Origin of the sequence: Coleofasciculus sp. H7-2 (assembly GCF_042747725.1) — a bacterium.
Classification (GTDB): Bacteria; Cyanobacteriota; Cyanobacteriia; order Cyanobacteriales; family FACHB-T130; genus FACHB-T130.
In genome coordinates, this window is the sequence record NZ_JBHZGO010000023.1 from 53,156 (window position 1) to 79,734 (window position 26,579).

Genomic DNA, 26,579 nt, shown 5'->3' on the forward strand with positions numbered 1-26,579 from the left:
CACGACTCTTAAAAGGTCAAGACCGCAAGTCGCACGTTGTGTTGCATACACTTCGCCAGGAGCGCTCCCTGGCATTACGCGATCGCGTGCAGGTAAAACCTTGGGAGCAGGCTTGCTTGATGGGAGTTGGCTTAGGCATCGCGTCTAATCACTCGCCACCACGAACAACAGAGGCAGAAGGTCATTTTAACTGTATCAGGTGTCTTTGTACGGCTAGTTGGCTGAAAGTTTTTAACTTTCATTCGCGTGGGCGAAGTGCTTCTCGCCGATAGCCCAAGGAAACAAAACACAGCCTCAGCGTCAGCATCGCGCGAACTGACTTTTTCTGCGCTTCGCGATCGCACTTGTGCATCCTAATTACGGTAGAAGATTTGCTGTCCCTGCACTGCTAGGCTTTAACTAAGGCTATCTCAGCATTTAACGAATCGCTATGAATTATCTCGTCGCCGTACTGCCAGACCGCATCCAGGCAGAAGCCGCCTATTCCGCTTTAGAGAAAGAAGGCTTACCGATGAAAAAAGTCAGTATCCTGGGCAGAGGATACAAAAGCGCTGATGAATTTGGCTTAATTGACCCTAATGAGCAAGCTAAAAAGCAATCAAAGCTGATGGCTTATTGGCTGATCCCCTTTGGATTCTTCGCTGGAGTAGCTTTCAACATCACCACGGGTTTAGAAACCTTTGCCTGGGCGGGTCAAATCGGCAATTACCTGATTGCTGGACTTTTAGGTGCCGCCTCTGGTGCGATGGGTAGCTTGTTTGTGGGAGGTGGGGTAGGCTTGGCACTGGGGAGTGGTGACGCCTTGCCTTACCGCAATCGCCTCAATGCCGGTAAGTATCTGATTGTCGTGAAAGCTTCCGAAACGATCACCCGCCAAGCTACTCGGATTCTCCGTCAGTTTGAGCCAGAAAATATTCAAGGCTACGTTGACTCAGAGGGAGTCTAGAAAATAAACATCTCCCAAGCGTTTGAGCTGGCTGGGGCTTCCATCCACGGACAGAGAAAGTAATCAACAGAACGTTGTTACTTTAAGTACCAGCCTGAGCGCAAGTCACTGGGAGGTGGTATAGATGCAAATATTGCTAACTTGTTTGGGAGTTGCGCTTGTCGGCTCGATAATCGGTTTGGGTAGAACCGTCTCAAAGTTTCGGTACGGCGATCGCTAAAACATTGGATCATAATTGCAACGATAGAATCAAGACAGTTTCACCTCAATCAAGCATCTGCTGTATGTTGCCAAGGGAAGAACTCCTCAAAGGAGTCGAAAATCGAGAGACTGTGGCGCGTGTTATCGACCAAGCGGATCAAGCAATTAAAACTTGGGAAGTGGTGTTTACGGATTTTCTGTCTCCTCCAGAACTGGTTGAGATTCAGCAAGCGTTTAATCGTTTAACAGAAGTCCAACTGGTCGCTTGGGGAGGTTATCCGCAAGCTGAACGACAGAGAATTGCGATCGCGCGTGCAGAATTGCCCCTCGATTCGTCACAAGTCTCTATTGCTGCTATCGATATTGCCGGTAATTTTTTGTTTGACCAATCCACCCACCGAGACTTCCTCGGCGCAATGTTGGGGTGTGGGATTGTGCGCGAAAAAACTGGCGACGTGATTGTGCTGGGAGAGCAAGGAGCGCAGGCGATTGTCGTTCCAGAAATGGTGGAGTTTTTGGGAATGCATCTCAATCAGGTGCGTTCCGTCCCGGTGAAAACCCGGCAAATTGAGTTGAGCGAGTTAAAAATTCGGGAACCGAAAAAGAAAGAATTGACCACGGTTGAGGCTTCTTTGAGGCTGGATGCGATCGCTTCCGCTGGCTTTGGAATGTCTCGCAGCAAAATGGTTGATTTTATTGACGGCGGTGATGTGCGAGTGAATTGGAAAGAAGTCACCCAGGCAAGTCATATTCTTAAGTCTGGAGACTTAATTGCGATTCGCGGCAAAGGACGGCTAGAGATTGGGGAAATTGCGGTCACTAAAAAAGAACGTTACCGCGTGCAGTTGACACGGTTTATCTAAAGATTGCCATCTTTAATCTTCAACCCTAAGTCGGAACTTTATCTTTCCTAAAAAGATTGCCCCTAGCAAATATAATTCGCTAGGGGCAAGATCGGGACTTACGCAAAGCTTATACATACAGCGTTTTTTCGGGTTCAATCCCCCTGTGGTTGCCCTCAGATGTGGTGATGTGCGGCGAGTCCTGAAGATATTAGTTCAACTAAGCGTGTTCTACTGTCTAGCAAAGCGGGAGATGTTTTGGAATAAGAGCTGCACCGTCTGCACGCTGAGCAGATGTTATTGCCATCTGAGCGAGTTTCTGGGAACCACTGCGCGAATCTGATTTGTGGGATTTTCCAGTCAGTTACGGGAACACTAAGATGAGTTGCTAGGTGTAGTTTATGTCCCGTCTCAACAATCGCGCCTTTCAAATCCTCCGTGCGGAAGTGAAGAAATGCGCTGGTAATGATCCTCTAAGTCAAATGGAGCAGCAGCTTGTACTAGAGGAATTAGAAAAACTGCGATCGCAACCAGGCTCACCTGCCTCCTTAGAAGAACTGCGGAAGATCGTCATCTCCACCTATGCAAACTTCAGCCAGAAGGCACTGCTAGCGGCAGCAAAAGCCAACCGTCCGCTGGGAATATTCGGCGCAATCAAATTAGCTGGCTGTGCGGTAGTTGGAGGGACTGTGTTGCTAGTTGGGGGAACTGGGACGCTTGTTTTGGCAATTTTGCTATCTCCCACAGCTCATCAGCCAGTGGGACAAAATGCTCCCATGAGTACAGAAGATCGCTATCAGGAAGCGATCGCATCTTTAGAAAAAGCAGAAGAATTAATTAACCAAGCCAAGACCGCAACAGATTTGGCATTGGGCGAAAATAAATTAAGTGAAGCCAAAAAACAAATCGATTATCTGCCTGTTTCAGATACAGTCTCCTCCCGGCGATACTCTTACAACCGCAAGGGTCGGCGCTATGTTAGCGGATATGATACGCAGACAATCCCTAATGAGCAAACAGCCTCGATTCATTTTCGACTGGAGCAGATAAAGAACCAGCTTTCACAGCAAAACCAGGCTCAGGGACACACCAGCAAGTTAATCGAAGGTGCCAAGCAATTTGCCTTCGCTGCTGCTAAAGCTGGGCAGAATCCACCCCATACAGCACAGCGGTGGCAACAACTTGAAAACTTGTGGGGCAAGGCAATTGAACGGCTGCAAAACATTCGCGCGGAAGACGTTGACTATGTGGAAGCGCAAAAGTTACTGGTAACGTACCAGACTAATTTAGACACCGTGCAAATTCGATTGAAAGCAGAACGCGAGTCTCACGAAGCCTTCAATAATGTTCAACAACAAATCAACGCTTTGCTGGTGTCTATACCCAAAGATAGTTCCCAAGTCGATCGCAACCAGATATTCAGCCAGATGCAAGAAATTATCCATCAGTTGAAAATGGTCAAACCAGGCACAAGCGACTATCGAGAAGCCCAACAACTGCTGCAATCGGCACAGAAGAAACTAAAGCAAGCTCAGCCAAAGAATTGATTCTCCTAAAGCTGGTGTGTCATGGCGCGAGGAGCGGCATACGCGATCGCGATCGCAACTTGATAAAATGCGATTAAGTTTACCAGCTAAAAGCCGACCGGCTGATAGCTAAGGGCTGGTGTGCCATGCGCGATTCTGATTTTACAGATGTTTTACAGTGGACGCCGGAAGCAAAGGCAAAGCTGAAAAATATTCCTTTTTTTGTTCGTTCCCAAGCGCGTCAGCGAATTGAGCAGATCGCTCGTGCAGGGGGTTTGGAAGTTGTCACCGCTGATTTAGTGGAGCAGGCGCGGCTAGAATTTGGGCAGTAATAAACGAATTTGGCTTGCGTAGTAGCGTGGCATCTTTCGGAAGCAAGCTACAGCATGACAATAATTTTTACTTTTATTTATCCCCAAAAAGTCAGGAGAGCCAAGAAGCCGAAAAGTTTGTAGAGGTGCTATAGCCTGCCATTGCTTCCGTAGCCGGAGGAGGCTACGATAATTGGTATGCAAGCCCGAAAACACTATTCACGCGCCCCGATCACCGAAGCGGTGATAGACCTACGGGTTCAACTTCCTGAAGAAGTTAAACTCGACACATTGGCGCAAGTGTACCTTACCATCCAGACTGACTACCCAATCCGTGAGGATATGTTTGTTGTAGAGGGGCTAATGATAGCTGGTGCTAGTGTTGGGGCTACAGCCAGTCAAACCCAAATAGGCTATAGATTCTCCAGTAGTAATCAAAAACAGATTTTTCAGGCACGTCTGGATGGCTTCAGCTTCAGCCAGCTTGCTCCCTACGACTCTTGGGAGACATTCCGAGAACAAGCACATCGGCTTTGGAGTATTTATCGGTCACTGACGAACCCAAAGGCGATCGCCCGGATAGCAGTTCGGTACATTAATCGACTAGATATCCCTCTTCCACTGAATGATTTTAAGGATTACCTACGGACGGTGCCTGAAGTCTCGCCCGACTTGCCGCAAGGGCTAAGTGGCTACTTCATGCAATTACAAATTCCCCAGCACGATCTAGAAGCAATGCTTGTTCTCAATCAAGCGATAGTTCCTCCACCAGCCCCTGATGTGGTGTCTGTACTCTTGGATATTGACGTATTTCGAGAACGGGACATACCCAACGATCAAGTAGGACTTTGGAATTATCTGGAACAACTGCACATCCGGACAGATCAGGTCTTTGAAGCTTGCATCACAGATCGCACAAGGGAGTTGATCAACTAATGGCTACAGTTTCCCCCCTACGTCCTAACGAAATTACAACCCCGCCCAAATTACTGGTGCGAGAATCAAAAGTTACATCTCAGCTGCAAAGCCCTGAGGGGCGAAAAATTGCACAGGTAACTGAAAACATTTTGCTAGATTTGACAGCTATTCAGGAATTCTTAGAGTCTCTGGAAAATATTAGAGAAATCAATTACAATCTAGTGCCACCAAAGCGCTCGGAGCGTGTGCATATGCGTGCCCAGTTCAAAGGGCGTGGAAAACCTCTGCCGTACCCACTAGACGAAGAATGACGATAGAGCCTTTCTGGGTGCAGGTAAATGAGCCAACCCTCAGGCAGGGTGACTACCTGCCTGGATGTCTTGTGCCTGTACCAGTGTTTGATCCAACCACTTTTGGCAAAAACGACCAAATACAAGACATAGAGGTAGAAATAAACGAATTTGATTTGATAATTTTGAATCAAAGCTGTGACTTGGAAAACAAAAAGGTGCGTTTAGTGGCGCTGAGTCCAATTTTCTCTTTATCACAGTTTGAGGAAGCTAACCCAGATTTTGCAAAAAAGGGTAAATGGAATGAGGTATTGAAAGGTAGAGTTGAAGGATTGCATTTGCTAGCATCGCCAACAAATCCAGCCAATAATCGAGAAGCACTCGTTGTAGATTTTCGAGAAATATATAGCTTGCCCTATGACTATCTTGTGAAATATGCGACTGAGTTCAGCTTGCGTTGGCGATTAAAGTCACCATTTTTAGAACACTTTTCACAAGCCTTCGCGCGGTTGTTTATGCGGGTGGGCTTACCATCTGCAATTCCACCCTTTAAATAAGTGAACTACGTACAATCCAACTGTTTTGTGAAAGTATCGATTGTGACAGTTCAAAGGACGGATTGTGGGTAGTATAGCTACAACAAGAGGTTTTATGAGATGCAATATTGCGCCTCTCAAACGCTCAATTTTCTTCTAAATTCATCGCCGCTAGAAAAGCTTGCTGACTGACTGTTTGATAAACGGTGTCTAAATATTGCATCACCGCTTGACTAGAATCGGATGCTAGAGGAATTGACCCCAGTACATTTAATACGGTGTCGCCGGTAGGTGCAATTACCACCAGTGAAGAATCTAACGGTTCGTCGTATTGCCAGAATTGCTCAATTTTGAGTGGGGTTACTGGTAGGGATGAAGTACCCTCGCCCGATGGCTGGGATGTCTCAGCCATCGAAGTTTCTGTCTCAGAATTTTGTTCGCTACCGCGTCTTAGTTTGCGTAAGGTATCGAGGATTTGTTCTTTAGTGCGTCCCCGCAACTGGAAGATTACGAAAGGATCTTCACTGAAGCGATCGCCTAACTGATAATAAACTGCACCAATATGTTTGCAGGGAATTTCCTTGTCCGGACAGCTACACCGTGCCTGGATATCGGACAGGGTAAAGGGAAATATGCTCAAACCATTGGCGGTAAACACTTCTTGAATGTTTAGCGGCATTTCTCCTGCCAATAATTGGGCAGAAAAAATCGCCCGTTGAGACATGGTTTCAATCACATAATCCCACTGTTCATCCGTAAAAGGGTCTAGCGATAGGGAAACTTGATAGGGTTCTGGTGCCGTACCTTGCACTTTCGCTAACACCTTTGACCCTTGAAAGTCAATGCTGAGAACATTTCCCTGCATTGCATAATTTCGTGCCCTTTCCAATCGCTTTTTGAACCGGGATTTCTCTAATAGATCAATCCATTCTTGTACCCACCATTCGCGGCTTTGAATTTCGTAATTATTCATTTTTTATCCTAATCCCATCTTGCATTATTATCCCTTTTATCATTTCCAGGTTCAGCCTTACAGTCTTAAACCCATGAACCATAAACAGTTTGTTATTCATCATCAATTACAGCAGTACGATCCAACAATAATAAATTGCGGAGTTGGTCAGTATTCAGTTCCGTAATCCACTGTTCACCAGCGCCCACCACTTGTTCTGCCAATGCTTTCTTACTTTCAATCATTTCATTAATTCTTTCTTCCAAAGTGCCAGTGCAGGTAAATTTATGTACCTGCACATTCCGAGTTTGACCAATCCGAAATACCCGATCGGTTGCCTGATTTTCGACTGCTGGGTTCCACCAACGGTCGAAATGAAAGACATGATTTGCCCGTGTTAAATTGAGTCCAGTGCCACCTGCTTTTAAAGAAAGAATAAAGATTCTCGGACCTTCAGGATCGTTCTGAAATTGGTCGATCATTTCCTCTCTTTGTTGTTTGCGAGTACCTCCATACAAGAACAAAGTTTCCCAACCTAGATGTTTCTCTAAATAAGGTTGGAGAAGTTTTCCCCACTCGGCAAATTGAGTAAAAATCAAAGCGCGATAGCCTTCTAATAAAGCTTCCTCCAACATCTCTTCTAAACGCTGAAGTTTACCAGATCGACGCTGTGCTACCAGTTCTTTTTCCTTTAAAAATTGGGCAGGATGGTTGCATATCTGCTTTAATTTTATCAACAAAGCTAAAATGATTCCCTTGCGTTGCACACCTTCGCTGTTGTCAATTTCAACCAGCGATTCTTCCACCAATTTTTGATAGAGTGCAGCTTGTTCGGCAGAGAGTCCGCAGAATACAGTCATTTCTTGCTTTTCTGGCAAATCTTGAATGATATTGCGATCGCTTTTCAGTCGTCGCAGGATAAAAGGACTAACAAGCGATCGCAATGTCTGCAACGAAGCCATATCTCCATATTTTTCAATCGGCAAAGCAAACCGGCGTTGAAAGAAATCCCGCGTTCCCAAATACCCCGGATTCAGGAAATCTAAAATTGACCACAGTTCTGCCAAGCGATTTTCCACCGGAGTTCCTGTTAGCGCAATCCGAAAACCTGCTTTTAACTGACGCACTGCTTGCGATTGCTTCGCCTGTGGATTCTTAATATTTTGAGCTTCATCCAGCACCACACCCCGCCAAGAAACACTCTGAAGGTCTTTGGCATCTCGAAATGCCAGTGAATAACTGGTAATCACCAAATCTTTGCCCTTAACAGCTTTCTCCAACGCTTTCCCTTTCGGTCGTTTATCTCCGTGATGGACGACCACTTTCAGCGTGGGGCCAAACTTCTTAACTTCCCGTTCCCAGTTACCCAAAACTGAAGTTGGGCAAACTAATAGCGTCGGTGCCTCTAATTTCTCTTCTTCTTGCAAATTTAGCAGAAAGGCAATACACTGGATAGTTTTTCCCAGACCCATATCGTCTGCGAGACAGGCTCCCAAACCCCAGCGTTCGAGGAAAGAGAGCCAGCCGACGCCCCGCGCTTGATAAGGTCGCAACTGCCCCTGGAAATTGGCAGGAGGCGCGATCGCTTCCACCGCCTGATTATTAGTTAAAGTCGTTAGCAACTGCTGAAGTGGCCCTGCTGCCTCAAAGCTAACCACCGGAAGTTTTTCAATCACCTTGGTATCGCCGGTACTCAGCCGCAGAGCATCTTCTAAGGAGAGAGCCATCTGGTCTTTGGGCGTTGCCAGCAGCAACTGAGCGGCTTTAACATCGGAGGGTTGCAGGGCTATCCACTCCCCATTTACTTGCACCAGCGGACTTTGCAGGGCGATCAGGCGGTCAAATTCTTGTTTAGAAATCGTGCGATCGCCAATCGCTAATTCCCACTCGAAAGACAGCCAGCTTTGCAATCCCGATTGACCTCTGCCCGGTGTGGTGCTGGAGCGAATTTTCAGCCCCAAGTGCCTATTTTCTCCCTCCGCAGGCATCAGACTGGACGGCATCACGACTCCCAATCCACTGTCTTTTAGTCGCCATGCACCCGCCTTGATAAATTCGTACACCTGCACGGGTGTCAAGCGACAAAACTGCGGGCGACGGTCATGCAAGCTGGATTCAATGGGAGGATAAAGTCGGGCAGCCAAACCTAAGCCACTCAGAAAAGTCTCCTGATGATGCTCAATCGTGCGCCCTTTGAAGACCAAACGCTCTAAGGGATGGTTCCAGATAGTTTCTGCATCTACCAAAAATTCTGGGTCGCCCGTTGCCTGGAGAGAGTATTCTAAACTCCAATTCTCATCGCCTGATGCGGGTGGTTGGAGAAGGAAACAGGTGCGAAATCGGTTTTGTTGGTATTGGCTGGTTCTCAACTCCCCGCTAGCGAACACTGCGGCGACTAAATGATCTTGCACTGGCGATGTCCAAGTCTGAAGTGCCACTTCCAAGCGTCCGATTGCCGTCGGTTCTGCCTTCAGGGTATTTGATGCGGTCGAAAGGGCTTGCAGCCACTCCCGAACTATCGGTTCTACTGCTGGTAAGGGAGAATTACCAACACCCGAACGCACTTGCGCGTCTATCACACTGCCTAAGAATCCCAAAAGTAATTCCTTTGGTGCGTCTGGTGTCAGTTGTTCGTTAGGTTTTTCTTTACTACTGACCTCTGAGTGTTGATAGGTGCGGCAAGCAGAGGGCATTAGCTGGGTAAACTTTTCCAAACGCGCTTGATCTAACGCACTATCGAGTAGGGGTTGCCAACCGGCGACAACTGTACCATCCAACTGCCGATGCAGGGTTGGTAAAAACTTACATCGCACCAGAAGATCCAAAATCCATCGGCTAACCTGTGCCCAATAGCGTAAATCTCCCCCTACATAAGCATCAGACGCTTTAAAAGAGCCAAGGGGTAGCGCTTGCAAAAATTGTATTGCTTCCAGAGGATGGAGACACAGCCCTTCAACTTGCCAGAGGTGTAAGGATAAGGTTGAAGCATCCGCACCTTCTGAAAGCATTTTGGTAGACAGCACCGGGTAAATTGGCTCGCCTGTTTCTAAAGTTTGACTGGGCAGAGCGATCGCTTTCTTGTGCCATTTCTCGTTAGCGCGACTTCTCGAAAGGCGGCTCGATTCTCCAAAGATACTACGCGATCGCAAAAAAGCGATTAATTCTGCCTGCGTCATCGCCATCGGATGGGATGCCGCCGTATCGGTTTGAGAAGACATCGCTGGCGTCATGGGTCGCCAAATTTCTCCCCAAACAAATAGATAACCACCCTGAGGTTGAACGAGCCAACTACCGTGTAAAATTGCCATATTTAGAAGCTTTTTTTGGGAAAATTAACTCAATTTATTAAGGTTTATTAAATCAAAAATTAGCTATTAGATAATCCGATCTTTTTCTTTCTCCAGCTAAATTACAAGCATCAATTATTACAAATTTTACTAACAAATGAAAATTAATCTGTCTTTTTTAACTACCTTGCAAAATGAGACTAAAGTCGAACTAGACCGGATGTTTCCTCAGGAGCAAGATGCAGTCAGAGAGTTACTGAATCAGATTATTATTGAGGGTCAAACTTATCCCCAAAATCAACCTCTATCCAAAGTAGAATTTGCTGACTACAGGATGAGCCACGATGCTTTTGTTGTCACTTACAACCACACTAAATCCACCAACGCCGATGAAAATCTTGGGATTTTTCTATCTCAAACCCAACTTTCCCGGATGGTGCAGCCACATCTGCAATGCTGGATTTATTGTACAACCTGCTTGAGCGGGGTCAAGGCATGGGTTAGGTTGATGGGAGCAATGCTAGAAATTGCTCCCATTAAGGGTTACACGGCGGTGATGTTCAATTTTGTATTTGCAACTAACACGCCCTCTATCCGATTGTGGCAATCTTTGGGATTTGAGACAATCGGGCGGATTCCGAGTCCTGGACATTTATCTGATGGACGGGGTAGTAGACGCCCTTTCGGATGTACCGCTCTTTGAGTTAATTCATCAGTAGTCATCGTCGCTCCCCTGCGCCCTTGCTCCCCTGTCCCTCCTCGTCTCCTGAGTGCCGTCATCTACCTAAAGGCACCACCAGTACCTAAGTGCTACGATTGCGAAAGATAAAGAAAAATGATAGAAGGACAAAGTACCACATGGTAGAGCTAGACAAGTCAATATCCTTTGATGGACGGGATATTCGACTGAAGGTGGGTTTGCTTGCCCCTCAAGCTGGGGGTTCAGTTTTAATTCAGTCAGGAGACACCGCAGTTTTAGTCACGGCGACTCGCTCCGGAGGTCGAGAAGGCATTGATTTCCTGCCGTTAATGGTAGATTACGAAGAAAGGCTTTATGCAGCCGGTCGGATTCCCGGTGGTTTCTTGCGGCGAGAAGGGCGTCCCCCCGAAAAAGTAACGCTCACGGGTCGTTTGATTGACCGTCCCCTGCGTCCCTTATTTCCTTCCTGGCTGAGAGATGACATTCAGGTAGTGGCAACCACGCTGTCGATGGATGAGCAGGTGCCGCCGGATGTCCTGGCTGTAACAGGTGCTTCAATTGCGGTACTGTTGGCAAAGATTCCCTTCCAGGGGCCGATGGCAGCGGTGCGGGTTGGTTTGGTGGGGGATGATTTTATTATCAATCCCACCTATGCCGAAATCGAGGCAGGGGATTTGGATCTGGTGGTGGCAGGCTCCCCAGATGGCGTGATTATGGTGGAAGCGGGAGCGAACCAGCTGCCAGAACAGGATGTCATTGAGGCGATTGATTTCGGCTATGAGGCGGTGCGCGACTTGATTGAGGCGCAGCGAGAACTGATGGCAGCACTGGGGATTGAATTGGTGCAAGAGACGCCGCCGGAAGTAGATTCGACCCTAGAGAATTTTATCCGCGATCGCGCGACTGCCCAAATCAAAGAAGTCCTCTCCAAATTTGAACTAGACAAAAATAGCCGCGATGCTCTTTTAGATCAGATCAAAGAGACACAAGTCCTGGCAGCGATCGCACAATTACCAGAAGACGACCCCATCCGAGTTGCCTCTGCGGCTAACTCTAAAACGGTGAGTAACGTTTTTAAAGAGATCACCAAGAAGCTGATGCGCCGTCAGATTCTCGAAGACAGCGTGCGGGTAGATGGTCGCAAGCTTGATGAAGTGCGCCCTGTCTCTTGTCGCGTTGGTCTGTTGCCCAATCGGGTTCATGGTAGCGGTTTGTTTAACCGAGGACTGACCCAGGTGTTATCTGTTTGTACTCTCGGCACCCCAGGCGATGCCCAGGATCTCGCAGATGACCTGCACCCAGAAGATGAAAAGCGCTATTTACATCACTATAATTTCCCGCCCTATTCTGTTGGGGAAACCAAGCCGATGCGGGCACCCGGTCGTCGGGAAATTGGTCACGGGGCACTAGCCGCACGGGCACTGGTGCCGGTGTTACCGTCGAAGGAAGAGTTCCCCTACGTGATTCGGGTGGTGTCTGAAATTCTTTCTTCCAATGGTTCCACATCGATGGGTTCGGTGTGTGGTTCTACCCTCGCTTTAATGGATGCTGGCGTGCCCATTGCGAAGCCAGTGAGTGGCGCAGCAATGGGACTGATTAAAGAAGGCGAAGAAGTTCGCATTCTGACTGATATTCAGGGCATTGAAGATTTCTTAGGTGACATGGACTTTAAGGTGGCAGGTACCGATACTGGTATCACTGCCTTGCAAATGGACATGAAGATCAGCGGACTGCCTCTGAATATCATTGCCAAAGCCGTCGAGCAAGCAAAGGGTGCTAGGCTGCACATTTTAGAGAAAATGCTGGCAACCATTGACCAACCTCGCACCGAGATGTCACCTTATGCACCTCGCTTGCTGACGATCAAGATTGAGCCAGAACTCATTGGCATGGTCATCGGGCCTGGAGGCAAGATGATTAAGAGCATCACTGAAGAAACGGGTGCCAAAATCGACATTGAGGATGATGGCACGATCACGATTTCAGCGGTAGATGGAGAGAAGGCGAAAAAAGCCCGCAACATCATCCAAGGGATGACGCGGAGGCTGAATGAGGGTGATGTCTACGCCGGTCGCGTAACCCGGATTATTCCCATTGGGGCGTTTGTGGAGGTGCTTCCCGGAAAAGAAGGGATGATCCACATTTCTCAACTTGCTGATTACCGAGTCGGTCGCGTCGAAGATGAGGTGGCTGTCGGGGATGAAGTCATTGTCAAGGTGCGGGAAATTGATAGCAAAGGTCGGATTAATCTGACGCGCTTGGGGATTCACCCAGATGAAGCGGCGGCGGCTCGTGAAGCGGCAGCAAGTCGCTAAAAAAGCAATTAGCGATTAGCGATTAGCTGTTAGCGATTAGGAACTGAAATTGCTAACCCCTAATCGCTAAGACAACCTTTGTTGCTCAACAACTACGATTTACTTCTGAGATTAAATCTAATAAATTGTCTCGAATCTATAGCAATCCTATTTGAGTTGCGCTCCAGCGGTTTAGATCCCCGACTTCTTGAAGAAGTCGGGGATCTCCCCTTTAAGTAATCATTTAGCACTGCTATATAAAAATTAGAATTAATTGATGAGTAGTGGCAACGGTAACGAGTTGTTGCCTTAGTCATTAGTATTGTTGCTATTGAACTAATGACTAAGGGTTAAAGACGTACAAGCTTTTATTGATAACGAGTTGCAGTTCTTCGCGTCTAGGTTAATCCCGTGCGCGAACGTTCCCCAACAAAAACAGGCTTATGGTTTTTTTTACTTTAACCATTCCCTACTCTGTCTACTACCTCAGCAAACATCAAACGCTTAACCTAGCAAGCCTGACCCTTAGATGGTAAGCATAAAAACTATCATCTCATCTCAAAAAATCATCAATCTTAGGATAGATTGACGATTTTAGAATTGTAGTGTTACCTTTGCAGTCAGTCTACATAAGTCAGCCTAATCCAGTATCTCGCTTTTAAAAACGTTCCTTATCTGATTAAGGTGAAGCTGGAGCGGAGGAACCAAATTTTGGGGCTTATCTATGGGAAATTAAAAATTCAGATTAAAAATTAAAAAAATAGGATTACTATTTTTAATTTTTAATTTTGCATTCTTAATTCCTCAGAAAGGGACATCTCTCAGTCCTCGCCCGTCAGCTAACTCCGTCGGCATTGAGAGGAGACTGAAGAGTCAGCAATTTTATAGAATTTGCGCGATCTCATCAGTGTCCTTGGCTGGTATCTGTTCGCTTCGTTGTACCTGCCCTCGACTATGAGTAGAGGCACATTTCGTGCTTCAACTGCTGGCGTCTGAAGCAGGTACGCTAGCCATGAGGAGAAAATCAACCGATGTTACTGACCCAAAAAAATCGTATTGCCTTAATTTCGGTAGATGGCGATCCAGCGGTAGAAATTGGGCAAGAAGAAGCTGGAGGTCAAAATGTCTATGTGCGTCAAATAGGATTAGCACTGGCTGAGCAAGGATGGCAGGTGGATATGTTCACTCGCCGCAGCACTCCGGAGCAACTGGATGTAGTTCAGCATACACCTAAGTGCCGGACAATCCGATTAGTCGCTGGGCCAGCCCAATTCATGAGTCGGGATCGACTCTTCGGGTATTTACCAGAGTTTGTTCAACAATTCCAGGCATTTCAGCAGCGTGAAGGTTGGCAATATACGCTGGTGCATACCAATTATTGGTTGTCATCTTGGGTGGGAATGGAACTGAAGAAGCACCAATCTTTGAAGCAGGTACATACTTATCACTCTCTGGGTGCAGTGAAGTATCGTACAGTTTCCGATATTCCCGCGATCGCTTCCACACGACTAGCAGTTGAAAAAGCGTGTCTGGAAACAGTGGATCGGGTTGTTGCCACGAGTCCACAAGAAGCGGATCAAATGCGATCGCTTGTTTCCACTCAGGGACAGATTGAAATGATTCCCTGCGGTACAGATATTGAAAGATTTGGTTCCATTCAGCGCCAAGAGGCACGCCAACAGCTAGGAATTGCCACCGACGCCAAAGTAGTGCTGTATGTGGGTCGTTTCGATCGGCGAAAGGGAATTGAAACTCTAGTCCGAGCGGTAGCAAAATCAAGCTTACGCGAGTCTTGTGACCTGAAGCTATTCATTGCAGGCGGAAGTCGTCCGGGACAGAGTGACGGAATCGAACGCGATCGCATTGAGAAAATCGTAGCTGAACAAGGCATTGGCGATCTCACCTGCTTCCCCGGTCGCGTAGAAGATAGCGATTTGCCTCTCTACTACTCAGCCGCCGATGTGTGTGTTGTCCCCAGTCACTATGAACCCTTTGGTTTGGTTGCCATTGAAGCAATGGCTAACCGGACTCCCGTAGTTGCCAGCAATGTAGGCGGCTTGCAGTTTACCGTAGTGCCAGAGGTAACGGGTTTACTGGTGCCTCCCAAAGATGAAGTCGCCTTTGCACAGGCGATTGACCGCATCCTAATTAATCCCGATTGGCGAGACCAATTAGGTCAAATGGGTCGGCAACGGGTGGAAATTGCCTTTAGCTGGAATAGCGTGGCATTAAGACTCAGCCATCTGTACACCAAATTATTGTGCCAAGCCGCTGCTGGATCTGCGAGCAAACCTCAGCTAGTCGCTTAAGATTTTTTTCAATGAAAAGTGCTGAGTCTTTTGCGGTGGGATTTTCCTACCGATACTGAGCAAGAAAAGGCAGTAGAAAAGAGATTTTTCATCCAACGTTTGTGTGCTTTCAGTGCATAGATGTCTCTTGCAAAAAACAAACGATCCTCTGTATTCCTCCTAAGGAGGAAATGAGACTCCCTCTTCGTTTCCGGAAGTTGGGAAAGGTTTTCAATATTTTTGCAAGAACTCTATTCTTCGTTCCCAAACGCTAGACAAATTGCTGCCAAATCGATGGATTGTCGGTCAAAGCGAGATATCCATCCAATAACTTGAGAGCAATTCAAGAAGTAAGAAAACGGCAAATTACCGAATCAGGATTAAAACCATGCTTAACATCGGAGATTGCGTGCTACACAAGCAAACCGGGCGCTCTGGCAAGGTTTTTGGCTATGGCTATCAGATGGTTAATAGCACTTATTTACCAACACTCATCGTCAGAGTGGCTGAAGCCGCAAGTTTGAGCCAAAAGACTTTTGTAGAAGATTTGTCTTCGTCATGGATTCTGGTAGAGGCAGAAGAAGCCTCTCGGCTTTCGGCAAAGGCTGCACGATAGAGCAAGAGCGCTGCTGTATCTGCGCTTTGGGCGATTGGGCGATCGCTCTTGCACAAGCTCGGTCGGTAATAGACCGAGCTTTGGCGTTTTTGTCAAATATTTAAGGAATCTTTCGGTTGAATACTTAACTAAAGTAATAAAAAGATTTTTGAAGCGAGTAGCGGCTAAGAACAGCATTCGCAGGAGCGATCGCTCTGGGGATCGAGTGTTGGTACGCTGCGTATTGCGGGGTGAAATCATGGCAACGCTCAAGGAATTACGCTTTTAGCAGCCAGAAAGTGTAAATGCGATCGCATGAGAAAGCAGGGGTTCCCCCGCCGTACTAAACTGGAGATTACACTTTTTAGCATTCTGAACTTGACTGAGTTAGCTGTGCGGAAAATAGTTATTGCCGGTAATTGGAAAATGTACAAAACTCAGACAGAGAGTCTGGAGTTTTTGCAAGGATTCATGTCCCACCTAGAAGAAACCCCAGACGAGCGGGAAGTAGTGCTAGCGGCTCCTTTCACTGCTTTGAGCATCATGTCTAAAAATCTGCACGGTAGCCGCGTGCAGCTGGGTGCCCAAAACGTCCACTGGGACGAAATGGGAGCCTACACAGGTGAAATTGCCGGACCCATGCTGACAGAAATTGGGGTGCGTTTCGTAATTGTGGGTCATAGCGAACGGCGTCAATACTTTGGCGAAACCGATGAAACTGTAAATCTGCGGCTGAAAGCAGCGCAACGCTATGGTTTAACGCCCATTCTCTGCGTTGGCGAAACCAAGCAACAACGCGATGCTGGTGAAACAGAATCCCTGATTTCTACCCAACTGAAAAAAGACCTGGTTGACATTAACCAAGATAACCTGGTTATCGCCTACGAACCTATCTGGGCAATTGGCACTGGTGACACCTGCGAGGCAAAAGAAGCAAATCGGGTGATTGGCTTAATTCGCACTCAATTGACGAATCCAAATGTCTCGATTCAGTATGGTGGCTCGGTCAAGCCCAATAATATTGATGAAATCATGGCACAGCCAGAAATCGATGGGGCTTTGGTAGGGGGAGCAAGTCTGGAGCCTGCGAGTTTTGCCCGAATTGTCAACTTTAAACAAGGATGAAGGATGCTCTTCGTTGCGGCGCAATCTTTGCCGGATGACGGATGAATCAATCCAAAATCCAAAATCCCTTGACCCTCCGGGGTCACATCTTTGACTGGGGACAGCGCACTTATTTAATGGGTGTGTTGAATGTGACGCCTGATAGTTTTAGTGACGGCGGAGACTTTAACACGCTAGGAGACGCCTTGGCTGCCGCTAAGCATCTTGTGGCAGCCGGTGCCGATATCCTCGATGTGGGGGGACAATCAACTCGACCAGGAGCCGCTGAAACTCTTTTGGAAGAGGAATTGAATCGGGTGCTGCCAGTGGTGCAGGCGCTCCGAAAGGATGCAGGCGGAAGCAGGAAGGATGAATCCGATTCGGCGGTGGGAGTCATAGAATCCGCTCAACACTGCAATCCCTTATCCTATTCTTCGGGAAGGGCAAAGCGCTGCATCCCTCATCCTTCTGAGGTGCCGATTTCTGTAGATACGACGCGGGCATCTGTGGCAAGGGCAGCTGTTGCAGCGGGGGCTGATATGGTCAATGATATTTCCGGCGGGACTTTCGACCCGGAGATGTTTGCTGTGGTGGCAGAGTTGGGTGTCCCAATTGTGTTGATGCACATCCGAGGGACGCCAGCTACCATGCAGCAGATGACGAATTATCAGGACTTGATGGGGGAAATCTCCGAGTTTTTGTCAAGTCAAATTGAGCGGGCGATCGCATCTGGCATCGATCGCTCGAAGATTATCATCGATCCCGGCATTGGTTTTGCCAAAACTTACGACCAAAGCTTGGAAATCTTGCAACGCCTGCCGATGTTGCATTCCTTGGGTGTTCCTCTGTTAGTGGGACCATCCCGGAAAAGTTTTATCGGGCGGATTTTAAATCAACCCGATCCCAAAGCCAGAGTGTGGGGAACAGCGGCGGCTTGTTGCGGAGCGATCGCGGGAGGTGCCGACATCCTCCGGGTTCACGATGTCCAACCAATGCACGATGTCTGTCGCGTCGCTGATGCCATTTTCAGAAAATAAAAATAAAAAAGCTAAGAGCGATCGCTGTCTTGAAATGCCTTAAAAATTGATGTTTTTAATTTCAAATCAGACTCTCTACTCTTAAAACTCTTTTACTTTTTGTTTTTGACCTTTTACCTTTTAAACACTACCTGCTCCATTGCCATTAGAGCCATTGGGAGGCTCAGGAGTAGTCATTAAGTCAGTCATGGCTTCTGATAAGGCTTTCGGGTCCATAAATACCACCTTGGAGTTAGGACTGGCACTCAATTTCTGATTGGCATCGACATATCTTTGAGCAACGAGAAACTGCAATACTTCTCTACTTAAAGGCTGTGACTGCAAAGCTTGGCTAAGAATTTCTATCGACTTCACAGTTCCCTCCGCTTCCAAGATAGAAGCGCGTTTCTTACTTTCCGCTGCTCGTTCCAGCTCCAGAGACTCCAAGACAGTTTTTGCGGGCGTAATGTCTCGCACCTCGACGCGAGTCACCTTAACTCCCCACGCAGCAGTCGCTTCATCCAACTGCTGCAACAAAGTCTGATTGATTTCGGTTCTGGAAGAATAAGTTTGCTCCAGTTCCATTTGACCAATTGCAGAGCGAAGCGTCGTTAAAACTAAGTTTTCGATTGCCTGCTCAATATCTTCAACGGCGTAGTAGGCTTTTTCCAAATCCAGAATCTGCCAGTACACCACTGCATCAACTTTCAGCGAAACGTTATCTTTGGTAATTGCCTGTTGAGGGTCAATGTTCAAAAACTTCTCGCGGCTGGTTTCCTCCACCACAATTGAGTCAACAAAGGGAACGATGAAGTTGAGACCGGGCGCGAGTCTTCGATTGTACTGACCCAAGCGCTCTACTAAAGCTTGATTTCCTTCGTTGATAATTTTCACAGAACCCACTGTGTAGCCAACGATCACCAAGACGAGGGGGGCAAGAATCGTGATGGGGTCCATAATGCGCTCTCTCCTGAAGAGGCTACTGTTAAAAGTAGCTATTAGCTTAATGCTAACTTTTAATTAGTCGCAGCTTTACTTTAAGTAAATCGGGATTTCCGCCCAAGACTCGGAGCCTTGCCCTAGTTCCGAGAAACATTTCCACCGTGATGCCAGCGTTTCTAAGGCAGAGGTGGCAAAGCCAGCCAGGAAGTGACGCTTGGGGGTAGTTGCGTATTCAGGCGCAGGGCCAGTTCTGGGGTAGAGAGAGATTGGGCGTAGGCGGGTGTCAAGAAGGGTTCGTAAGTTGAGGCGGCTGGGGTCAGTTGTTTAACAAATGCCAAGGTGACGCCTTCAAGCAACTGGCGCAGGGGAGCCGCTGATTTGCCGGTGCGTTCGTTGACGAGGGTTGTTTGAGTGAGAAGTTCGCCTTGGCTGCCTGGACCAAAATCGCTAATGCTTAAGTGAGTTCCGCCAATTGCTGTGAGGAGATATTTAGGGCTGGGCAGTTGGGTAAAAGGTCGTAGTTGATGGTTCAGCGATGGGGTGAGAGAATCACTGGTGCCAGTCAAGATTAAGGTGGGAGTGCTAACTTTGCCAAGACCTTTTTCGCCAAACAAGTCTCCCACAACGGGGTTAAGCGCGATCGCTTGCACCACGCGCCGATCCCGCAAGTTCAAACGTTGGTCGGGCAGACCCGCTGCTGCACACTGCAACCAATCCCCTCCCGATTTCCCTAGGGGATTGCGATTTTTGCAAAATTGCCGCAACGCATCCAGATTCAGTTCGCCTCCCGCCAACGCCAAAGCTGTGTAGCCGCCCAAGGAATGACCAATAACGCTGACTTTCTCGGTATTCAGCTTCCCCTGAAGGGAACCTGGTAGCTGGTTTAGCCGAGCCAGCTCATCGAGCAAAAAGCTAATATCTTTGGGCATGGCGACAAACTCGGACGCCGGTAACAAGGACACCAAACCGGGCATTCCCACGGAGTTGCTGCCAAAATGCCCTCCAAAGATTCGGTTGGCATTGCTGCCCGGATGCTCAATGGCGGCGACGGTGATGCCGTGAGAAGCTAGGTGACGGGCTATGTAGGCTAGGAAGGAGCGATCGGCTCCAAAGCCGTGAGAGAGGACGACAAGGGGATTTTGAGAGTTTTGGTAAGGTGGTTTCTCGTTTGTGTTTGCCCAGTAGAGATCGACGACGATCTGGCGATCGCTGGTGTATGTCCCCAGAATCGGCTCCTGGCGTCGCCAGTCGTGAAAGGTCAGAGTCTGCTGCTGTACTGTTTCGGAACCCGCTTGGGCGGGGTTAAAGGCGGGACGGAATTTTCCTTTGGTGACGGTCAGTTCTCGCTCCAGTAGCGGGCTTAAAGCTCCGCTTTGCCAGTAGGGCGCGTTGAATTCTAGGGCGATCGCGATCGCAGAGGAGGCGTCTACGGTAATTGTGTCGGCTGGATAGGACTGCAAAAAGCTGATGACGCTTAAGCCATTGGCTTGCCGCAAGGCTAGGGTTAGACCAGCTTGCAGTTGTTCAACCGTACTATTCGGTAGCGCCAATCCCAGCTTCTTGATTAACTCTTCTCCAACGGGCGATCGCAACACGTCTTTCACCACTTTGTCTCCCAAATTCGGATCTAGGTGCAAGCGACGGTTGAGTATTTCTCGAAATTCTGAGCTTAGCAATGCCTTATAAGGCTTGAGACTGGCGGGAACTTCCCCCGTTTTGGCAAAATCCTCTAAATCTTCGATTGCTACCGATTGCTGAAACGGCCCCAAGCGCAGCGTTACCCGTTCCGCTGCTAAGACGGGTGCCCCAACACTTGACAAAAGTGCGAAAGCGTTGCTTAAGGAAGTTATGGTGACGCCCCATAAGCAGCTTTGAGCGAGTAAGCGCGTCCGCCCGATCGGCTTTGCCGTTGCTGAAAATGGCGATCGCGTTCTCGGAAGCGTTTTTGGGAAAACCTTGTCCCGAAACCAATTCAGCTTTAACTTCATCATCTCCATTCACCCCGTTTGAGTGCAGCAGCGCCGTAATGTAGAAGCAATTCGATTGCGGTTGTTCCCATTTTTGAAAAGCTCTGCTATGAGAGCGATCGCTCTCATAGCAACTGGGGACTCAAGTGCTGTTAGCACAAAGCCAAGCACAGACTCAGAGAACACCAGAATGCGCCCCTGTCCTGAAGCTCCCTTAATTGCGACTATAGGAAGGATACGCGGGAGAAGTATACCCTTTAATACCATTGGCGACGATACCCAAGACTGTGCCACCAGAAATTTTTAGTCCATCTAATGCTTTCATTAGCATGGAACGGTCTGTTTGATCGATCCCGACAACTAAAATGGTGCCATCTGTATTCGCAGCCAAGATGTTGCTGTCTGCCAAACCGACCAGAGGTGGTGAGTCGTAGATCACTAAGTCGAAACGGGCTTGAAATTGCTCGATGAGATACTGCATTTTATCTGACGAAAGCAGCTTGATCGGGTCTGAAGAGTTTTGACCCGATGTTAAGACAAACAGGTTGTTGTCTTCTGGCGATCGCTGAATGGCATCATTCAAACTCAGATCGGTGGCGATGGTATCGCTGAGTCCTCGCACGTTCGGTAAGCTCAAGCGAGTATGCAGACTCGGACGCCGCAAATCGGCGTCTATCAATAATACCCGCTGACCAATTGCCGCTGCGGCTTTCGCCAAGTGGATGGCAACCGTTGATTTCCCATCTCCCGGTGTCGCCGAACTGATTGCCAAAGAGGTAATTGGCGTCCCAGAACTGAGCAAGCGAATATTGGTATAGAGAGAACGGAAGGCTTCCAAAAATGGCGAATCGGTGTATACATTCAGCTTCTTGCGACCATTGCCATTTGCTGCATTGTCACCCAACAGTTGATTTAAACCGGCAACCTCCGCTACGGTAGCGGGTTTACTGGGTTTCTTGGGCGGTTTCTTGAGTTCCTTGGCAAAAGGAATCACTCCCAAAATCGGCAGTTTCGTTTCCCCTTTGACATCTTCGGGGGTGTGGAAGACTGTATTGAGAGCCTCGATGAGAAAACCCAGTCCGATGCCCAATAGCGCACTTAAAACGATAGCGATCGCTAACTGTTTTTTAGTTTGTTTGGTCGCTACTGATATCAGGTTGCCATCTTCATCGCGCCGTAGCTGAGGCTCCTCAATCAGTTCCCAAGGCACTTCCTGTTGGGCAGCATCTAACTTTAAGGCTTCTCGTTTGCCTAAAAATTGCTTGAGGTTATCAGTTGCAACTAATAATTTTCGCTGTATATCCGCGTGCTGGCGGGCAACCGCAGGTAATTCTTGCAGTTGTGCTTTGATTTTAGTTTCAGTTCTCAGAATTGTTTGGTAGCGCTCCTGTGTTCCTTGGATTCTTCCCTGCAATTTTTTTAGAACCCCTTGGGCTTGTTCCCTCATCAGCTGTTGCAAATTTTGCTGCTTTTCCCTAAGAACTAGAATCGGTGGGCTGTCGTCCCGAAATTGGGGGGATTGTGCCGCAATGGTACTGTCTAGAGTCTGAATCTGCGCTAGCAAGGTTTCGTAAGTCTTCGCATCTGTAGACAAAATTGCGGTAGTATTTCCTTCCCGCAACTGTTTTTGCATACTGGCATATTGCGCTTGCGCGTCAGCCAGTTCCGCTTGGGTATCTAATCTTTGTCTTTCAATCGTCAAAGCCTGCTGATACAGCAAGGAGTCTGCTTGTTCCGGATCGCTGACATTGTACTGCTGCCGGAGTTTTTGGAGTTGTGCTTGCAGCGTATCAACTTGCCCCTGTAGCTGAGGTAGCTGCTGATTGATAAACTCAATTCCCTGTTTGAGGCTTGACAGGCGCTCTTGGCGGCTATAGTTCAGATAATTTTTATAAAGACTATCCAATACAAACTGAATTTTTTGCTGATCTTGATCCCGGTAACTAACTTCTAAAATTTTGGTGCCGTATTGAACTCCATCTTTTTCATAATTGACTCGAAAAATTAAGAGTTTCGTCATCAAATAGTTATAAGTAATCTCCGGATATTTTTTTTGCAATTCTTTGATGGCTGGCAACATCAATTTCGTGCTTTGCAAAACTCGGATTTGCGTCTCATAATCCAACAAGCTAGATTTTTCAACTTCAATTTTTTGGATATCTGCGTTGTTAGTTTGAGACGATAAAAATTGCTTTGCTAATCTATCTTCAGCGGTAACGGGTTCCACCAAAAGCCGAAAGGCTCCTTCATATTCTGGAACAATCCGCTTTGAGCTGAAGACAATCATGCTCCCTGAGATGACAGTTAATACAATTGTTACCCCTGCCATAACCGGGAGTCGGCGGCGCACAACGCCCAACAACCATGCCAAGTCCAGCTTCTGTTCATCACTGTCGTCAGACGGTCGAGTGAGTTGCCCAGGCAACGACTGAGTCGGCTTGCTATTGCGTTTATTGAAGAATGGCTGTGAATTGTGTTCGGTATCCATTTACCTATTTAGATAGAATTAGATAGAAAAAAAGCAGCTAACTACAGTTTAAGAGAACGTTTATAGATACACCCTGAAGATATACTTACCTAGTCATTGTTTCCCAAGATTCCAAATAAATTAAAAATGTTGAAAAATGTGAAAACCTTCTCTATCGGTTCTAAGAATGTTCGCACACTGTCAGAAGTCTTGGCGCTTCCAGATCGGCTGACTACAATAATGTCGTTATTGCGGAGGAGTGGATTATTTGCCTCATTGATTCCTTGGGTTAAATCAATATTGACTTTACTTTTTGACACTGTGCCATCGGGGTTGAGGCGAATTAAATCGACCGCCTTTCGATTTGCTCTAGCATCATTGAATCCTCCCGCAGTCAGCAATGCTTGATTCAAGGTTGTGTTTGGCGCAACCTGCACCACTCCTGGGCTTTTCACTTCTCCTACCACACTTACCTTAATAATACTGGGAGAAAAGCTAGTGGTCGCTAATTCAGAAATTTCTGCCGGGTTGACTGCTGATGCAGTGGGAATAAAAATGGTATCTCCATCTTGCAAAAGTGTATCTTGACTGAAATCACCAGCCTGCAAGAGTTGCCAAAGATTTAGATCGATGATTTGTTCTGTCCCTGCTTTGGTGAGTCGCCGCAACTGGATACGGCGAATATCTGCCAATGGCTTAATCCCCCCAGCCAAATCAATTGCCCGCGTTACGGTTGGTAGTCCTAGGGTTCTTTGCTCTAGTGTTGTCTTTCCTCCGATAACAACATAAGTGCCAGGACGGTTGACTTCCCCCACGACTGCAACACTGCGGGGTTCTTCTAAAGGAGGTGAAAAACGAGTCGTGGCGATTTGCCGTACTTCGTCTAAGTTAATGGTGGTGGTTGTGGGAATAAAAACAGTGTCTCCATCCCGCAAATTTAAATCTTGGCTGCTGTCGCCGGTTTGGATCAGATCCCAAAGATTAAGATTGATAACTTGCTCGGAACCGGATGCTAGCTTGCGACGCACCTGAACCTTACGAATATCAGCCGTCAGCGTAATTCCCTGCGCCTGCTCAATTGCCTGCGTTACTGTGGGATATTGGAACCCAGGCACGCTCCCGACTCCGGCTATCAGGGGAATTGTGAAGCCGCCTGGGCGAGTCACCTCTCCTCCCACCCGAACATTGATAGGGCGAGGAGACAGAACGCTAATGCTGATTATGGGTCGTTTGAGGAAGCGAAAGTATGCAGATGAAATGGCATTAGTCGCTTGTGGCACGGTTAGCCCCTGAACCGATAGGGTACCAATCAGGGGTAGGGATAAGGAGCCATCTGCTAGAATTTGGTACTCGCCACTATATTGGGGAACCTCGAAGATATCAAGGCGGATGCGATCGCCTCCACCCAATGTATAGGCTATATCAGGTCGAGCGGGATTGGTATTCGCTTGTGCAAGAATCGTAGGTTTCTGAAAACGCGGCAGAGTCGCCTGGGTAGGAGAGGGACAAGCAATGGCAAATGTTGCCACTAAGGTTATACCGGCAGAAGTTCGGGTGAGTTGTCTATAAAAACCTGGATCGCCCATACATAACCTACTTGTTTTATATTTTTAAATCTAAGCTGTGTGAGGATAAATCTGCCACTCTAAATAGTAGTTATTTATCCTCAGTTTTCTTGGTAAAACTCTTAACCCTATCTATAGCAAGCTTTTTAAAGATACTTGTTTTTAATTGGTATCTTTAAAATAATTAAATACTCGTAAATATACGCAAATTGCTTGTTTCTCTCTTGTTTAATCAGCCGCTATACTCGTATAGGGTGAGCTTTGCTTTATCTTTCGGTTAAGAATATTAAACATGAATACTCTAGCTTCAAACCCTTTATTTTTGCTAATAGCGGCTGCCAGCGCCATCATTTATGTTTTATTATTATTTAATTTTGCTGGTAGAAGTAAAGCCACTTCTAAAATTTTGGAAAAAGTTTTTATTGCTTTATTAATATTTGCGATCGCTGGAGTCACCCTAAGTGGTTTTGATAAAATCCATCCCAGAGCTTTATATTTACAGGGAAAAAAACTTTATTCTACAATTTTGCAAATCGGCATTTATGCCACTTTTATGTTTATTATCTATTCGCGCCTCCTGCATAACCTTAAGGATTCAGTTTTTGTTGTTTCTAGGCTGTTAATTAATAATATTTATTTTTGCGGATTACTGTTCGTGTTAGTTCTATCTGCGGCTTGGTCAGAAACTCCAAGTTACACACTCAAAGCTAGTATAGTTTTTTTGGGGACAACTGCTTTTTGTGTTTACGTTGGCAAGCAGTATAAGTGGAAAGAACTATTTGATTTATTGCTTACAATTAACAAAGTTATACTTGTGCTGAGTATATTTTATGCTTTATTCAGACCGTCAATTGGAGTAACTACCAAAGGCTGGCAAGGAATTTTACCCCACGGAAATGCCTTCGGCTTTTTGATGGGTCTAACGGCGGTCATGTGTTATATACAGTCAGTTCGCCAACCGAAAACTAAATGGCAATCTCTTGGTTTCGCTGCTTTATCTATTTTTGCTCTACAACGCTCAAACAGCGGGATGGGAAAAGTTCTATTAGTTTTACTGATAAGCGTGTTAGTCGTTATCCGCTTTATCAAAAACTTGCCTCCCCGATTAGCTTTTGCTTGCATAATCTTTTTTATGGCTCTTGCGATGTGTTTGTGTATTGTAATTACCCAAAATGCCGAATTTATTATTGTAGATACCCTGAATAAAGATTTGACATTGACCGGACGCACAGACTTCTGGCCCTTGGTAATTAACCATATTAAACAACATCCACTACTGGGCTATGGATACCAAGGTTTTTGGCAGTCTTGGCGAGGAGCAGCCGATCCGGCGGCTGACATTATAGTGGTGAAAACCCAATTTAAGCCAGAGCATTCTCACAATGGTTTTTTAGATATCACCGTAGATTTGGGATTGGTGGGATTAGGGTTCTTTTGTCTTTCTTTCTTAACCAATATTGCTTTGGCAGTCCAGTACATGAAGCGTACTCAAGAACCTGAATTAGTCATGCCCCTGCTACTGATTACCTGGGCAGTCATGACAAATATTACTGAAACTGGATTGATGTCAATTACCTCTGCTTGGCTGTTTTATGTTATAGCAACAGTTCGATTGTGCCTGGACGCTACAGGAAAAAGTTCTCAAGAGAATTCCAGAGTTTAAACTGGTTCGCCGGTATTGAGGGGTGTCTGACCAATCAGGCGATCGCTAGAAGGGGCAGAGGATCGGTAAGCGATCGCTCCAATAAGGATGAGTTTCGCAAAATATGTTAAGCCGTGTTGCCACAAAATTCAACGTTTTTTTCAGGATATTTACGTAGGAAATTTTTCTC

22 protein-coding genes and 1 riboswitch are annotated in these 26,579 nt (G+C 47.0%); of the genes, 15 read left to right on the forward strand and 7 right to left on the reverse strand.

Annotated features, from left to right (window positions below; genetic code table 11):
- The first annotated feature begins 38 nt into the window (after window positions 1-38).
- From ACFW2W_RS04000 to ACFW2W_RS04035, 8 genes are all read left to right on the forward strand, one after another.
- Complete coding sequence (locus ACFW2W_RS04000; protein WP_378173641.1) at window positions 39-272, forward strand: hypothetical protein; 234 nt, start codon at window positions 39-41, stop codon at window positions 270-272.
- 158 nt (window positions 273-430) lie between these two features.
- A complete protein-coding gene (locus ACFW2W_RS04005) occupies window positions 431-946 on the forward strand; it encodes a hypothetical protein (RefSeq protein WP_378173644.1) in 516 nt (171 codons plus the stop codon).
- Window positions 947-1,230: 284 nt separating this feature from the next.
- A complete protein-coding gene (locus ACFW2W_RS04010; protein WP_378173646.1) occupies window positions 1,231-2,010 on the forward strand; it encodes a photosystem II S4 domain protein in 780 nt (259 codons plus the stop codon).
- 380 nt (window positions 2,011-2,390) lie between these two features.
- Window positions 2,391-3,536: a hypothetical protein gene (locus ACFW2W_RS04015; protein ID WP_378173649.1), complete on the forward strand. Its 1,146-nt coding sequence runs from the start codon at window positions 2,391-2,393 to the stop codon at window positions 3,534-3,536.
- Window positions 3,537-3,661: 125 nt separating this feature from the next.
- Window positions 3,662-3,847: a PCP reductase family protein gene (locus ACFW2W_RS04020; RefSeq protein WP_190430618.1), complete on the forward strand. Its 186-nt coding sequence runs from the start codon at window positions 3,662-3,664 to the stop codon at window positions 3,845-3,847.
- Window positions 3,848-4,024: 177 nt separating this feature from the next.
- Window positions 4,025-4,762 carry a TIGR04255 family protein gene (locus ACFW2W_RS04025; protein WP_378173652.1) on the forward strand — a complete coding sequence of 246 codons (738 nt, stop codon included), beginning with the start codon at window positions 4,025-4,027 and terminating at the stop codon, window positions 4,760-4,762.
- Window positions 4,762-5,055 carry a hypothetical protein gene (locus ACFW2W_RS04030; protein WP_378173655.1) on the forward strand — a complete coding sequence of 98 codons (294 nt, stop codon included), beginning with the start codon at window positions 4,762-4,764 and terminating at the stop codon, window positions 5,053-5,055. The genes ACFW2W_RS04025 and ACFW2W_RS04030 overlap by 1 nt, the downstream gene beginning before the upstream one ends.
- Window positions 5,052-5,591, forward strand: a complete 540-nt coding sequence (locus tag ACFW2W_RS04035) for a hypothetical protein (RefSeq protein WP_378173658.1) — start codon at window positions 5,052-5,054, stop codon at window positions 5,589-5,591. The genes ACFW2W_RS04030 and ACFW2W_RS04035 overlap by 4 nt, the downstream gene beginning before the upstream one ends.
- Window positions 5,592-5,715: 124 nt before the next feature.
- On the opposite strand, the gene ACFW2W_RS04040 is transcribed toward ACFW2W_RS04035, so the two are convergent.
- Together ACFW2W_RS04040 and ACFW2W_RS04045 are read right to left on the reverse strand one after the other, a co-directional pair.
- Window positions 5,716-6,543 (reverse strand): SWIM zinc finger family protein, encoded by an 828-nt coding sequence (locus ACFW2W_RS04040; RefSeq protein WP_378173661.1) that lies wholly within the window; start codon window positions 6,541-6,543, stop codon window positions 5,716-5,718.
- A 92-nt stretch (window positions 6,544-6,635) separates the two neighbouring features.
- On the reverse strand, window positions 6,636-9,830 hold the full coding sequence (locus tag ACFW2W_RS04045) for a DEAD/DEAH box helicase (RefSeq protein WP_378173663.1): 3,195 nt from the start codon (window positions 9,828-9,830) through the stop codon (window positions 6,636-6,638).
- Between the two features lie 136 nt (window positions 9,831-9,966).
- Here ACFW2W_RS04045 and ACFW2W_RS04050 point away from each other — a divergent pair, with 136 nt between their 5' ends.
- The 6 genes from ACFW2W_RS04050 (at window position 9,967) to folP (ending at window position 17,827) form a co-directional block, all read left to right on the forward strand.
- On the forward strand, window positions 9,967-10,512 hold the full coding sequence (locus ACFW2W_RS04050) for a GNAT family N-acetyltransferase (RefSeq protein WP_378173666.1): 546 nt from the start codon (window positions 9,967-9,969) through the stop codon (window positions 10,510-10,512).
- Between the two features lie 155 nt (window positions 10,513-10,667).
- Window positions 10,668-12,824, forward strand: a complete 2,157-nt coding sequence (locus ACFW2W_RS04055; RefSeq protein WP_378173669.1) for a polyribonucleotide nucleotidyltransferase — start codon at window positions 10,668-10,670, stop codon at window positions 12,822-12,824.
- Between the two features lie 636 nt (window positions 12,825-13,460).
- A riboswitch (cyclic di-AMP (ydaO/yuaA leader) is annotated at window positions 13,461-13,672 on the forward strand.
- A 162-nt stretch (window positions 13,673-13,834) separates the two neighbouring features.
- Complete coding sequence (locus ACFW2W_RS04060; RefSeq protein ID WP_378173672.1) at window positions 13,835-15,112, forward strand: glycosyltransferase; 1,278 nt, start codon at window positions 13,835-13,837, stop codon at window positions 15,110-15,112.
- A 367-nt stretch (window positions 15,113-15,479) separates the two neighbouring features.
- A complete protein-coding gene (locus ACFW2W_RS04065) occupies window positions 15,480-15,707 on the forward strand; it encodes a hypothetical protein (protein WP_378173675.1) in 228 nt (75 codons plus the stop codon).
- A 372-nt stretch (window positions 15,708-16,079) separates the two neighbouring features.
- Complete coding sequence (gene tpiA / locus ACFW2W_RS04070) at window positions 16,080-16,811, forward strand: triose-phosphate isomerase (RefSeq protein ID WP_378174063.1); 732 nt, start codon at window positions 16,080-16,082, stop codon at window positions 16,809-16,811.
- Window positions 16,812-16,852: 41 nt separating this feature from the next.
- Window positions 16,853-17,827, forward strand: coding sequence for a dihydropteroate synthase (gene folP, locus ACFW2W_RS04075; protein ID WP_378173677.1), 975 nt, complete (start codon window positions 16,853-16,855; stop codon window positions 17,825-17,827).
- Between the two features lie 120 nt (window positions 17,828-17,947).
- Here folP and ACFW2W_RS04080 read toward each other — a convergent pair whose 3' ends face one another.
- From ACFW2W_RS04080 to ACFW2W_RS04095, 4 genes are all read right to left on the reverse strand, one after another.
- Complete coding sequence (locus ACFW2W_RS04080) at window positions 17,948-18,763, reverse strand: SPFH domain-containing protein (protein ID WP_378173680.1); 816 nt, start codon at window positions 18,761-18,763, stop codon at window positions 17,948-17,950.
- Between the two features lie 161 nt (window positions 18,764-18,924).
- On the reverse strand, window positions 18,925-20,739 hold the full coding sequence (locus ACFW2W_RS04085) for an alpha/beta hydrolase (RefSeq protein ID WP_378173683.1): 1,815 nt from the start codon (window positions 20,737-20,739) through the stop codon (window positions 18,925-18,927).
- Window positions 20,740-20,929: 190 nt separating this feature from the next.
- Window positions 20,930-23,203: a GumC family protein gene (locus tag ACFW2W_RS04090; protein ID WP_378173685.1), complete on the reverse strand. Its 2,274-nt coding sequence runs from the start codon at window positions 23,201-23,203 to the stop codon at window positions 20,930-20,932.
- Window positions 23,204-23,292: 89 nt separating this feature from the next.
- Window positions 23,293-24,768 (reverse strand): SLBB domain-containing protein, encoded by a 1,476-nt coding sequence (locus ACFW2W_RS04095; RefSeq protein ID WP_378173688.1) that lies wholly within the window; start codon window positions 24,766-24,768, stop codon window positions 23,293-23,295.
- A 271-nt stretch (window positions 24,769-25,039) separates the two neighbouring features.
- Here ACFW2W_RS04095 and ACFW2W_RS04100 point away from each other — a divergent pair, with 271 nt between their 5' ends.
- Window positions 25,040-26,410, forward strand: coding sequence for an O-antigen ligase family protein (locus ACFW2W_RS04100; protein WP_378173691.1), 1,371 nt, complete (start codon window positions 25,040-25,042; stop codon window positions 26,408-26,410).
- Here the strand turns inward: ACFW2W_RS04100 and ACFW2W_RS04105 are convergent.
- Window positions 26,407-26,535, reverse strand: a complete 129-nt coding sequence (locus ACFW2W_RS04105) for a hypothetical protein (protein ID WP_378173694.1) — start codon at window positions 26,533-26,535, stop codon at window positions 26,407-26,409. The two genes, ACFW2W_RS04100 and ACFW2W_RS04105, sit on opposite strands and share 4 nt — an antisense overlap.
- Window positions 26,536-26,579: the final 44 nt, after the last annotated feature.

Excerpts from the sequence above, each read along its gene's own strand:
- ACFW2W_RS04045 (WP_378173663.1), bottom strand. The coding sequence starts at position 9,830 with ATGGCAATTTTACACGGTAGTTGGCTCGTTCAACCTCAGGGTGGTTAT.
- ACFW2W_RS04060 (WP_378173672.1), top strand. The coding sequence starts at position 13,835 with ATGTTACTGACCCAAAAAAATCGTATTGCCTTAATTTCGGTAGATGGC.
- ACFW2W_RS04055 (WP_378173669.1), top strand. The coding sequence starts at position 10,668 with ATGGTAGAGCTAGACAAGTCAATATCCTTTGATGGACGGGATATTCGA.
- ACFW2W_RS04095 (WP_378173688.1), bottom strand. The coding sequence starts at position 24,768 with ATGGGCGATCCAGGTTTTTATAGACAACTCACCCGAACTTCTGCCGGT.
- ACFW2W_RS04015 (WP_378173649.1), top strand. The coding sequence starts at position 2,391 with ATGTCCCGTCTCAACAATCGCGCCTTTCAAATCCTCCGTGCGGAAGTG.
- ACFW2W_RS04010 (WP_378173646.1), top strand. The coding sequence starts at position 1,231 with ATGTTGCCAAGGGAAGAACTCCTCAAAGGAGTCGAAAATCGAGAGACT.
- ACFW2W_RS04085 (WP_378173683.1), bottom strand. The coding sequence starts at position 20,739 with ATGATGAAGTTAAAGCTGAATTGGTTTCGGGACAAGGTTTTCCCAAAA.
- ACFW2W_RS04020 (WP_190430618.1), top strand. The coding sequence starts at position 3,662 with ATGCGCGATTCTGATTTTACAGATGTTTTACAGTGGACGCCGGAAGCA.
- ACFW2W_RS04100 (WP_378173691.1), top strand. The coding sequence starts at position 25,040 with ATGAATACTCTAGCTTCAAACCCTTTATTTTTGCTAATAGCGGCTGCC.
- folP (WP_378173677.1), top strand. The coding sequence starts at position 16,853 with ATGAATCAATCCAAAATCCAAAATCCCTTGACCCTCCGGGGTCACATC.
- ACFW2W_RS04030 (WP_378173655.1), top strand. The coding sequence starts at position 4,762 with ATGGCTACAGTTTCCCCCCTACGTCCTAACGAAATTACAACCCCGCCC.
- ACFW2W_RS04005 (WP_378173644.1), top strand. The coding sequence starts at position 431 with ATGAATTATCTCGTCGCCGTACTGCCAGACCGCATCCAGGCAGAAGCC.
- ACFW2W_RS04035 (WP_378173658.1), top strand. The coding sequence starts at position 5,052 with ATGACGATAGAGCCTTTCTGGGTGCAGGTAAATGAGCCAACCCTCAGG.
- ACFW2W_RS04090 (WP_378173685.1), bottom strand. The coding sequence starts at position 23,203 with ATGGATACCGAACACAATTCACAGCCATTCTTCAATAAACGCAATAGC.
- ACFW2W_RS04065 (WP_378173675.1), top strand. The coding sequence starts at position 15,480 with ATGCTTAACATCGGAGATTGCGTGCTACACAAGCAAACCGGGCGCTCT.
- ACFW2W_RS04050 (WP_378173666.1), top strand. The coding sequence starts at position 9,967 with ATGAAAATTAATCTGTCTTTTTTAACTACCTTGCAAAATGAGACTAAA.
- ACFW2W_RS04025 (WP_378173652.1), top strand. The coding sequence starts at position 4,025 with ATGCAAGCCCGAAAACACTATTCACGCGCCCCGATCACCGAAGCGGTG.
- ACFW2W_RS04080 (WP_378173680.1), bottom strand. The coding sequence starts at position 18,763 with ATGGACCCCATCACGATTCTTGCCCCCCTCGTCTTGGTGATCGTTGGC.
- ACFW2W_RS04040 (WP_378173661.1), bottom strand. The coding sequence starts at position 6,543 with ATGAATAATTACGAAATTCAAAGCCGCGAATGGTGGGTACAAGAATGG.